Source organism: Rhizobium oryzihabitans (assembly GCF_010669145.1).
Lineage (GTDB): Bacteria > Pseudomonadota > Alphaproteobacteria > Rhizobiales > Rhizobiaceae > Agrobacterium > Agrobacterium oryzihabitans.
In genome coordinates, this window is sequence record NZ_CP048632.1 from 360,457 (window position 1) to 369,938 (window position 9,482).

Sequence of the window (9,482 nt, forward strand, 5' to 3'; positions counted from 1 at the left end):
CGTGAGGGTTCGCACCGCACAGGCTGAGATTGATGCGCTCAGCGGTCCCGCCAATTCACGTCGGTGTAGAGCAGCCCGGTAGCTCGCTTGGCTCATAACCAAGAGGCCGCAGGTTCAAATCCTGCCACCGCAACCAGTTTCACAGCCCCGCCCGTAACAAGGTGGGGCTGATCGATTCCGAGAGTGGCCTAGGACAAAGGGCGGCCCTGCGGGTGACCTAGCGGGTTTCGCCGACCCGGCCCAAAGCGGCGGAGGATTTCATGAAGGCTCTGACGCCAAAGACAGAAGCAGAGCAGACGGTGGACGATTTAGTGATGCTGGTTCGAAAACTAGTCCGCAAGCTGCCGAAAGACGCAGAATTGCGGGCTAAGGCGCTGGACTACTTATCGCGCAAAGGCCTCATGGGTAGTCCACTGCGCTGATCGTCTGAACCCCATTCACCCGCCCACATGGAGAGAGCGATGAACAACGCCACTATCATTCTGATGATTGGTGTTTTTTACGCCGTGCTGCTCAGTCCGTGGTGGGTAGGCCTCATCGCCGGTTTGATTGTTGGTCTGGCGTCTTGCATCCTTGTCGATGGTATCTGGTGGCTGATGCGGAAGCTCGCACGATGACCAACGTCGAGCGAACGGCAAAACCAGGCCGAACGCTTTGCATCAATCCATGTTGCAACAGGACCGCGCCGGCGGATGAGTTCCCCGGCGAGATGATATGCGGCAAGTGCTTCAAGAGCCTGCCACAGAACGTCCGCAACGATCACCGCTTCTACTGGAAGCAGATCAGGATGTGGCGCCGCCGCATTGCCAAGGCGACCGATGAAATAAAACTGGTCCGCATGCGCAACCTTCTGAACATGTGGGAGCATCGCCTCGGTGACCATTGGGACGAAGAGATCAAAGCCCGCGTTACAAGCCCGGAGAAGCCGGAAGGTCTCGATGGCTTTCTTGAGGAGCTTGGGATCGCATGACCACCACCGAGCAAGAGCGGGAGAGGGTGGACGACGACCGCGAGCAAGCCTGCACCCGGTTCCTGGAACCAACCAACGCGGCGTACATCGGCAAGATAAACGACAACGGCGATATCAGGTCAGCTCTGTTTGACGACGAGGGCGAACCTCTCGCGATCGGTAGCGAAATCACGCTCCGTCAGGTCGCGATGACAAACGGCTTCGTGGTCGTGTCCAGACATTGACCGTATTCGCCCACAGGAGCCCGCAGATGCGATGGATCATCAATCTTGGTCTACTGGCTGCTGTGGTGCTCTTCTCGCTGTGGCGCCCGTCTGACGCAAAGCAGGTCGCATATCTGCCGAGGCTCGACAGACCGGTGGAAGCGCCCGCCGTCGCCATCCGGCCGAACCGACCATGCATCGTGGATCGAGCACCTGTCGTTATTCAGTGGCAGGTGGTCGACCAGAGCGGAAAGCGCAAGACTGCAGGGTATCTGGTTATCCAGCGGGGGTGCTTGAGATGAGGATGATCGCCATCGTTTTGCTGCTGGCGCTGGCAGGTTGCGCATCGCCCTTCGCACAGTGCGGGACCGCGGAATATCTGTCCAATAGCCTGTGCAGGTAGAACATAATTTCAGAAAGTATCCCGATTAGCGGCTTGGTACTTTCGATGCGGGAACGGTTTTCCAAAACAAGAAAGGCCGATCCGAAAAATCATGAGAAATCAACAGGTCAATCTTGAGAACAGGACATGACATTCCAACCAGGTCAAAGCGGCAATCCGGGCGGCCGTCCCAAGACGAAACCGTTCAAGGAATGCCTGATCGTAGAGGCGGAAGCGGCGGCTAACGGAGAAGAGTGCAAAGCCTACAAGGGTTCTCTCCGGTGGAACGCGCGCCAGTTGCTCGAAAAGGGCGACACCGCAGCAATCAAGGAAATAGCTGACCGCCTCGATGGTAAGGTCACGCAAGGGATCAGCGGCCCCGATGGCGGGCCTGTCCAGATCGACTTAACAGTGCTTGGGGATGACGAGCTTGACGCATTCGCCCTTCTCTGCCGCAAACTTGCCGGCGTCTCCAGCGACGATGCTGAGGCTGATACGTCTGGAGAAGGCGAGGAGGGCTAAGGAGGCAGAGCGCCAGCGCGTCGAGCGTGACGGCGAACTGATCCGGGAGCGGTGTTCCACTCTTGCGGGCTTCGTGCGCGAGGCGTGGCACGTTCTGGAGCCTTTGCAGCCATATGTGCATGGATGGCACGTCGACGCGCTGTGCGAGCATCTAGAGGCGGTAACTGACGCGCGGATAACCCGGCTGCTGATCAACATCCCGCCGGGGACCATGAAGTCGCTGCTGACGTCGGTTCTATGGCCGGCGTGGGAATGGGGGCCGAAGGGTCTGCCGGCAATGCGGTATCTGACCACAAGCTACGCTGAGAAGTACGTCAAGCGCGATAGCCGCCGCATGCGTGATCTCATCGTGTCCGACTGGTTCCAGTCTCTGTGGCCAGAGGTCAAGCTTATCCGTGCTGGTGAGGCATCCTTCGCCAACAACAAGACCGGCTTTCGTGAAGGCATGCCGTTCGGTTCGCTGACAGGTGGCCGTGGTGATCGGGTGATCATTGACGACCCGCATTCGACAGAGACCGCAGAGAGCGATGCTGAGCGGGAAAGCACGACGCGCATCTTTCGGGAGGCTGTTCCGACCCGACTGAACAATCCGGCCTCGTCGGCCATCGTGGTTATCATGCAGCGCCTGCACGAAAGTGACGTGTCGGGGCAGATACTGAAGCTTGGCCTTGGGTATGAGCATCTCATGCTCCCCATGGAGTTTGAGCCAGAGCGTCGGTGCCACACGTCGATCGGGTTTGACGATCCGCGCACGGAAGAAGGGGAATTGCTTTTCCCTGAGCGTTTTCCGCGCGAGGTTGTCGAGCGTGACAAGATACCGATGGGTTCCTACGCTGTTGCAGGGCAATTGCAGCAGCGGCCATCCCCTCGATCGGGAGGCATGTTCCAGCGTGGCGACTTTGAGATTGTCGATGCAGTTCCAGCCAATGCGCAACGGTGCAGGGCATGGGACTTTGCGGCAAGCAAGGCAAAGCCGGGACGCCAGCCAGACTGGACCGTTGGTCTTGGGATGGCGAAGGTAAACGACACGTTCTACGTCGAGGACGTCAGGCGCGCGCGGTGGTCGGCATCTGAGGTCAACACGAACCTCAAGAATACTGCCACGCAAGACGGCGCCACGACCCGCATCAGGATGCCTCAAGACCCTGGCGCGGCCGGTAAAGCTGACGCTGAGACCAAGGTCAAGCTCCTGGCCGGCTTCGATGTTGTCGTGGTGGCCCCAACCGGTGACAAGGCGACCCGCGCGCGCCCGGCATCTGCTCAGGCGGAAGCGGGCAACGTGAAGCTGGTACGCGGAACGTGGAATGAAGCCTTTCTGGACGAGATATGCACGTTCCCGAACGGACAGTTCGATGACCAGGTGGACGCCTTTGCCGACGCCTTAAACGAATTGGCGCTCGGTGACGGGTTCGACGCAAACATGTGGAAGAGGCTAGCTGGATAATGTCGAGACGCAACAGCAGCCGCATCCAGAAGCGGACCATGACGCCGAATTCCCCGGCGCAGACCCATGACAGTTTTCAGAACTTCATGGCGCGGACAGGAATCGGTACGGACAATATGTCCACCGGTTCGAGCTATGGGTTCAACCCGATCAGCCGCGACCGCGTGCGTCTCGAATGGATGTACCGCGGTTCCTGGCTGGTGGGTAAGGCGGTCGACGTTGTTGCCGAGGACATGACCCGTGAAGGCGTGGACATCAACGGCGATATCAGCCCGGATCACATCGAGGAGTTCCACGTCGGTCTGCATAACCTGCAGATATGGCAGAACCTGAACGACACCATCAAGTGGGCTCGTCTCTATGGTGGCGCCGTCGCTATCATGCTGATCGAGGGGCAGGACGTTTCCACGCCACTCCGTCGCGACACGATCACGAAGGGCTCATTCAAGGGTCTGCTGGTTCTCGACCGGTGGATGGTACAGCCCTCGCTCAACCAGCCGGTGACAGAGTACGGCCCGTACCTCGGCCAGCCAGAGTTCTACACCGTCAATCAGAACGCCCCGGCGCTGATCAACAAGAAGGTGCATTACTCGCGGGTCATCCGCATCGAGGGATACGAACTGCCGTTCCAGCAGAAACTGACGGAGAACGGCTGGGGTATCTCGGTTGTCGAGCGGCTCTATGATCGACTGGTGGGATTTGACAGCGCAACGCAGGGTGCCGCCCAGCTTGTCTACAAGGCGCATCTGCGGACGGTGAAGGTCAAGGATCTCCGCAAGATCATTGCGGCCGGCGGCCCAGCGCTTGAGGGCTTAGTCAAGCAGGTCGACATGATCCGCAAATACCAGTCCAACGAAGGGCTGACGTTGCTTGACGGAGACGACGAGTTCCAGGCCGACAGTTACACCTTCTCCGGTCTGGATGCGGTTTTGCTCCAGTTCGGTCAGCAACTGTCCGGTGCGATCGACATTCCTCTGGTTCGCCTCTTCGGGCAGTCGCCGGCTGGCATGAACGCCACGGGCGAGAGCGATCTGCGGAATTATTACGATAGCGTCAAGGCCCAGCAGGAGCGCCGCCTGAAGCTGCCCCTGACGATCCTGTTCGACGTGATGCATCGATCGCTTTTCGGTGAGGAACCGGCCAAGAACTTTTCGTTCAAGTTCAACCCGCTTTGGCAGATGAGCGAGAAGGAAAAGGCAGAGGTCGCGGAATCGGTCGAGCGGTCAACATCGTCGGCTTATGCTGAGGGACTGATCGGCAAGGCTACCGCGCTCAAGACGCTTCGCCAGTCGGCGGAAGTCACGGGCATCTTCTCGGCCATCCCTGATGAGGAAATCAAGGCTGCGGAGGAAGATGACGCAAACCCTCCCGTCCCAGACCTTGAGGGCCTGACGGGCCAGGACGAGTCGGAAGACGAAAGCGTGTCCGAGGTGAAGCCAGAGCCCAAGCCACTCGCGGCCATTGTAGGCGGGAAGACGTGAAGACCTTCGATAAGGCCGGAGACAGGAAAAGCCGCTCGGCATTCATCCGGGCCAAGAAGGCAGAAGCCCGATACGCGATCCAGCTTCGCAAGATCGCGCGGGTCATCGGGGATATAGCCAGTGGCTACACTGTTGGTGATCCATCGTCGGCAAGCAAGATTGAGCAAGCCCTTCGCCGGTACAGCAACGTCATCGGCGGATGGGCGGAGACTACGGCCCTTCGGATGCTGGAAGACGTCGCCAGCCGCGATAGAGCGGCGTGGATGGAGGTTTCACGCCGGATAGGCCAAGGCATCGCCAAGGAGATCGAAAGCGCTCCCACCGGCGCTGTGATGCGGGAACGGCTGCAGGATCAGGTCAAGCTCATCAAGTCGTTGCCGGAAGAGGCGGCGGATCGGGTGAGGGAGATATCGACCAAGGCATTTACCGAGGGCAAGCGTCCTCAGTATGTGGCCGAGGAGATCATGCGCAGCGGTGACGTTGCCAAGAGCCGCGCCAACACGATTGCCCGAACCGAGGTAAGCCGGACAGGAACGGAACTGACGAGGGCGAGAGCCGAATATGTCGGGTCTGAGGGGTATATTTGGAGAACGGCAGAAGATGAGGACGTGCGACATTCCCACGAGGAGATGAATGGCAAATTCGTCAGATGGGATTCGCCGCCGACCTTGGACGGAATGAAAGGGCATGCAGGGCAGTTTCCAAACTGCAGATGCTACCCGGAACCTGTCATTCCAGGCGATGAAGTATCCGCTGTGCGCGTTCCGCGCCTTGGCCGCCCTCGCCCACAATATCGGTGAGGAATTTGGCGGCCGATTGAATAAAGGCCGCAGCATCTGCTTCCAACGTATCCGCCTGGTCGACATGCGGGAACGTATCGACAAAGGCCTCTCTGGCCTGATCGTTCAATTCCTCGATTAGAGCGTCGGGGGATAGTCTGGGCAACTTCATCGCCCGCACATTTGCACAAAATCGAGGGGGATGGAATGGCCGTTGGCAACTTGAGTTTGCGGGCAGTGCTTTCGCGTGGCAGCGCACCGCCTGAGACGGTGAAAGACATTGCCGCCGGGATTGCGTTCGTCGCCGACGACAATACCGTGTTGCTGCTCAAGCGCTCGCCCAAGGAAGAGAACTTCGCCGGTCACTGGGCATTCCCCGGTGGCAAGGCAGATGACGGAGAAACGGCCGAGGAAGCCGCCAGACGCGAAGCGATTGAGGAGATGGGCAATGTTCCGATCCGCACGCTTCGCTCTCTGGACACACGCGATACGCCGAACGGAATGGAGTTCACGACATTCGTCTGTGAAGGCTCCCCGAAGTTCATCCCGACACTGAACGGGGAACACACGGACTATCGCTGGGCATCGCTGGATGACCTGCCGCAGCCAATGCACCCAGCCGTCGCCAGAACGCTTGCTGAGGGCAAACTGACCGGTGACAAGGCCGCCAGCGAAGACGCGCAGTTCCGCTTCTACACGCCCGTTAAGATCGGTCCGAAGCGCAGCCTGACGCCTGAAGGCTTCCTGCTCTGCGAAGATGTGCCGATCGCGCGCATCGGGGAACTGATCTACGTCGGCGGCGAAGTCCCGGTTGATCCCGGTCGAGATGGCCTTGTCCGCATCTCGCGCGACGAGGCGCAGGTATTCGCCCCAGCCACGGTCGCATCGTTTCTTGGCAAACCGATCACGGTTGACCACCCCGATGAAGATGTAACCCCGTCCAACTGGCGCAGCCTGTCTGTAGGCACCATCGTCGCGGTACGGCGTGGAACAGGCGATCTGTCCGACTTTCTGCTGGCTGACTTCCTGATCCAGGATGAGGCAGCAATCGCCAAGGTCACCGCCGGCAATCCAGAAGTCTCGTGCGGCTATGACGCCGATTACGAGCAGATCGAACCCGGCAAAGGCCGGCAGACCAACATCATCGGCAATCACGTCGCCCTTGTCGATAAGGGGCGTTGCGGCCCTCGGTGTTTCGTTGGCGACAACCAATCTCTAACCAGTACAGGAGGCCCTCCGATGGGTACAAAACGTACGTGGCGTGATCGCATCATGACGGCCTTCAAGGCCCAGGATGAAGCCGCCCTGAATGAAGAACTAGACACGATGGCCGACGAAGCCGAGCCGCAAAAGCTCGTTATCGAACTGAAGCAGCCGGAAGTCGAAAAGGATGACGAGACCAAAGACGACGGCGAACAGCCTGACGTCGCCGCTCTGATCCAGGCCATGGACGAAAAGTTCACTGCCGCCATCACCGACATTGCTGGGCGCCTTGCCAAGCTGGAAGCCGGTGAAGTTGGTGAGACGACGGACAATGAACACGGCGACAAAGACGACGGCGAAACCAAGGACGAGGAAGGCGAGGAAGAGGGAAAGACGGACGAAGAAAAGTCCGGCAAGACCACCGACTCCGCTGGCCTGAAATCCGAGTTCACCGAAACTCTCGCCCGCGCTGAAATCCTCTCCCCCGGCATCAAGCTGCCGACCTTCGACGCCAAGGCCGACCAGAAGAAGACTGCAGACTCGCTCTGCGCTCTGCGCCGCAAGGCCCTTGCCAATGCCTTCAAGGACGACGACCGCAAGGAATTCGTCACCCCCTTTGTCGGTGATCGCCCCGATTTTACGAAGCTCACCTGTGACGCTGCCAAGCAGATGTTCGTCGGCGCTTCCGAACTCGCCAAGCGAGCCAACAACCGCGCTCAGGTATTCGACAATACCCGGCGCGCTGCCACCGATGCTCACGCAAATTCGATCAAGAGCATCAACGAAGCCCACCGCGCCTTCTGGAAGCGCTGACCCCTCCCAAGGAGATAATCCATGGTGTCTTACCTGACCCGCATGCCAGCCGGTATCGCTGGCGTTCTCACCCGTACCGAGCATGCAACGGTTGAACCGGGCCTCTACTCGGCTTCTGCCCCGTTCTCGGCCTTCGGCCTTGCTGCAAAGCTCTCCAGCGGCTCCTACGTGCCGTTCTCGGGCGGTGAGGCGGCTACTGCCCTTGCGGCCATCAACGTGAAGCCTTTCCCTTACCAGTCGCCCAGCACGGCCAGTGACGCTCTCGGCGTTGCAACCCCGTCCCAGACCGGTGGGATCGGCTCGTTCCTCAAGCGCGGCTACATGACCATTCTGCTCAACGGCGGCGCGACCGTCGCAAAGGGCGGACAGGTTTACATCCGCGTTGCAAACGCTGCTGCTGGCAAGCCCATCGGCGGATTCGAAGGTGCTGCGGACTCCACCAACACCGTTGCTCCTGCCGGCCTCACCTTCATGGGTCCGGCCGACGCAAACGGAAACGTGGAAATCGCCTACAATATCTGATCCCAGCGGCGGTAGCCCCGCCGTCATCCCCACCATCTGAGGCGGCGCTGCCGTCGTTCATTCGGAGAAACACATGTTCCATCCTCGCAACATCGTGGGCAGCACCGCACTTACCTCGCCGGTGACCCTGCGCGCAAAGACCCGCGACAATTTCACGACTTTCGACCGGGCAACCATCGACTCTGCCGGCGCCTTCCTCGTTGGCGAGCTTGAGCGTCTCGACCAGACCCTGAACCAGCCGCTGGTCAATTACACATGGTCGCGCGATATCGACCTGCGTGAAGACGTCCAGATCGGTGACGAGCTTGCTTCGTTCACCAACAGCTCGTTCGCGGCACCTGGTGGCATCACCCCGACCGGCAAGAACTGGATCAGCAAGAGCGCGAATGCGATCTCCACCATCCAGATCGACATCGGCAAGACCCCCAGCCTCTGCACCTCTGGGGCATGGAACTTTCCTGGACCATCCCGGAGCTCGAAAGCGCCGCCCAGCTTGGCCGTCCGGTCGACACGCAGAAATACGATGCCATGACCCTCAAGTGGAACATGGACATCGATGAGCAGGTCTACATCGGTGACAGTACCCTGCCTTCCTGCTACGGCCTCTGCAACCTTGCATCGGTCACCCCGACGAACGCCCCCAACGGCGCCGGCGGTTCTCCGCTCTGGATCAACAAGACCCCGGCAGAAATCCTGAAGGACGTTAACACCGTCCTCAACGCAGCATGGGCAGCGTCCGGCTATGCCGTGGCGCCGAGCGATCTGCGCATTCCCCCGGCTCAGTTCGGCTATCTTGCCTCGCAGACGGTTTCCACGGCCGGCAACGTGTCGATCCTGGAATACCTGAAGCAGAACTGCATCTCCAACACGGTCAACGGCCAGCCGCTGAACATTCAGCCGCTGAAATGGCTGACCGGTCGCGGCGCAGGCAGCACAGACCGCATGCTGGCGTACTCCAAGGATCCGAAGTACGTCCGGTTCCCGCTGGTGCCGATGCAGCGCACGCCGGTTGAATACCGCTCGCTCTACCAGATCACGACTTACTTCGGCCGTATCGGGCAGGTCGAGGCGCGTTATCAGGAGACGCTCGGCTATATGGACGGAATCTGACGCCCAGCCATCGAGCGGGCGGGGATAACCACTTTCCCGCCCAATCCCATTAC

Annotated in this window: 13 protein-coding genes and 1 tRNA gene; all 14 read left to right on the forward strand. The window is 59.8% G+C overall.

Features of this window, described 5'->3' with window-relative positions:
* Nucleotides 1–58 precede the first annotated feature (58 nt).
* The 14 genes from G3A56_RS02175 (at nucleotide 59) to G3A56_RS28700 (ending at nucleotide 9,429) form a co-directional block, all read left to right on the forward strand.
* Nucleotides 59–136 (forward strand) — tRNA-Met (locus tag G3A56_RS02175).
* Nucleotides 137–260: 124 nt separating this feature from the next.
* Nucleotides 261–422, forward strand: a complete 162-nt coding sequence (locus G3A56_RS02180) for a hypothetical protein (protein WP_164056111.1) — start codon at nucleotides 261–263, stop codon at nucleotides 420–422.
* A 39-nt stretch (nucleotides 423–461) separates the two neighbouring features.
* On the forward strand, nucleotides 462–617 hold the full coding sequence (locus tag G3A56_RS02185) for a hypothetical protein (RefSeq protein WP_164056112.1): 156 nt from the start codon (nucleotides 462–464) through the stop codon (nucleotides 615–617).
* Complete coding sequence (locus tag G3A56_RS02190; protein WP_062653798.1) at nucleotides 614–970, forward strand: hypothetical protein; 357 nt, start codon at nucleotides 614–616, stop codon at nucleotides 968–970. The genes G3A56_RS02185 and G3A56_RS02190 overlap by 4 nt, the downstream gene beginning before the upstream one ends.
* The gene (locus G3A56_RS02195) at nucleotides 967–1,194 is read left to right on the forward strand and encodes a hypothetical protein (RefSeq protein ID WP_164056113.1); all 228 of its coding nucleotides are present in this window, start codon (nucleotides 967–969) and stop codon (nucleotides 1,192–1,194) included. Before G3A56_RS02190 ends, G3A56_RS02195 begins: the two co-directional genes overlap by 4 nt.
* A gap of 26 nt (nucleotides 1,195–1,220) precedes the next feature.
* Nucleotides 1,221–1,475 (forward strand): hypothetical protein, encoded by a 255-nt coding sequence (locus tag G3A56_RS02200; protein ID WP_164056114.1) that lies wholly within the window; start codon nucleotides 1,221–1,223, stop codon nucleotides 1,473–1,475.
* A gap of 227 nt (nucleotides 1,476–1,702) precedes the next feature.
* Nucleotides 1,703–2,077 carry a DUF5681 domain-containing protein gene (locus G3A56_RS02205; RefSeq protein ID WP_164056115.1) on the forward strand — a complete coding sequence of 125 codons (375 nt, stop codon included), beginning with the start codon at nucleotides 1,703–1,705 and terminating at the stop codon, nucleotides 2,075–2,077.
* Nucleotides 2,037–3,521: a phage terminase large subunit gene (terL, locus tag G3A56_RS02210; protein ID WP_210255073.1), complete on the forward strand. Its 1,485-nt coding sequence runs from the start codon at nucleotides 2,037–2,039 to the stop codon at nucleotides 3,519–3,521. The genes G3A56_RS02205 and terL overlap by 41 nt, the downstream gene beginning before the upstream one ends.
* A gap of 38 nt (nucleotides 3,522–3,559) precedes the next feature.
* On the forward strand, nucleotides 3,560–5,002 hold the full coding sequence (locus G3A56_RS02215) for a DUF1073 domain-containing protein (RefSeq protein ID WP_164056116.1): 1,443 nt from the start codon (nucleotides 3,560–3,562) through the stop codon (nucleotides 5,000–5,002).
* Nucleotides 4,999–5,802, forward strand: coding sequence for a phage head morphogenesis protein (locus tag G3A56_RS02220; RefSeq protein WP_210255068.1), 804 nt, complete (start codon nucleotides 4,999–5,001; stop codon nucleotides 5,800–5,802). Before G3A56_RS02215 ends, G3A56_RS02220 begins: the two co-directional genes overlap by 4 nt.
* A gap of 186 nt (nucleotides 5,803–5,988) precedes the next feature.
* Nucleotides 5,989–7,797, forward strand: a complete 1,809-nt coding sequence (locus G3A56_RS02225; protein WP_164055987.1) for a DUF2213 domain-containing protein — start codon at nucleotides 5,989–5,991, stop codon at nucleotides 7,795–7,797.
* 21 nt (nucleotides 7,798–7,818) lie between these two features.
* Complete coding sequence (locus G3A56_RS02230; RefSeq protein WP_164055988.1) at nucleotides 7,819–8,319, forward strand: structural cement protein Gp24; 501 nt, start codon at nucleotides 7,819–7,821, stop codon at nucleotides 8,317–8,319.
* Between the two features lie 73 nt (nucleotides 8,320–8,392).
* Complete coding sequence (locus G3A56_RS28695; RefSeq protein ID WP_246231029.1) at nucleotides 8,393–8,851, forward strand: hypothetical protein; 459 nt, start codon at nucleotides 8,393–8,395, stop codon at nucleotides 8,849–8,851.
* A complete protein-coding gene (locus G3A56_RS28700; protein ID WP_246231031.1) occupies nucleotides 8,767–9,429 on the forward strand; it encodes a DUF2184 domain-containing protein in 663 nt (220 codons plus the stop codon). The genes G3A56_RS28695 and G3A56_RS28700 overlap by 85 nt, the downstream gene beginning before the upstream one ends.
* Nucleotides 9,430–9,482: the final 53 nt, after the last annotated feature.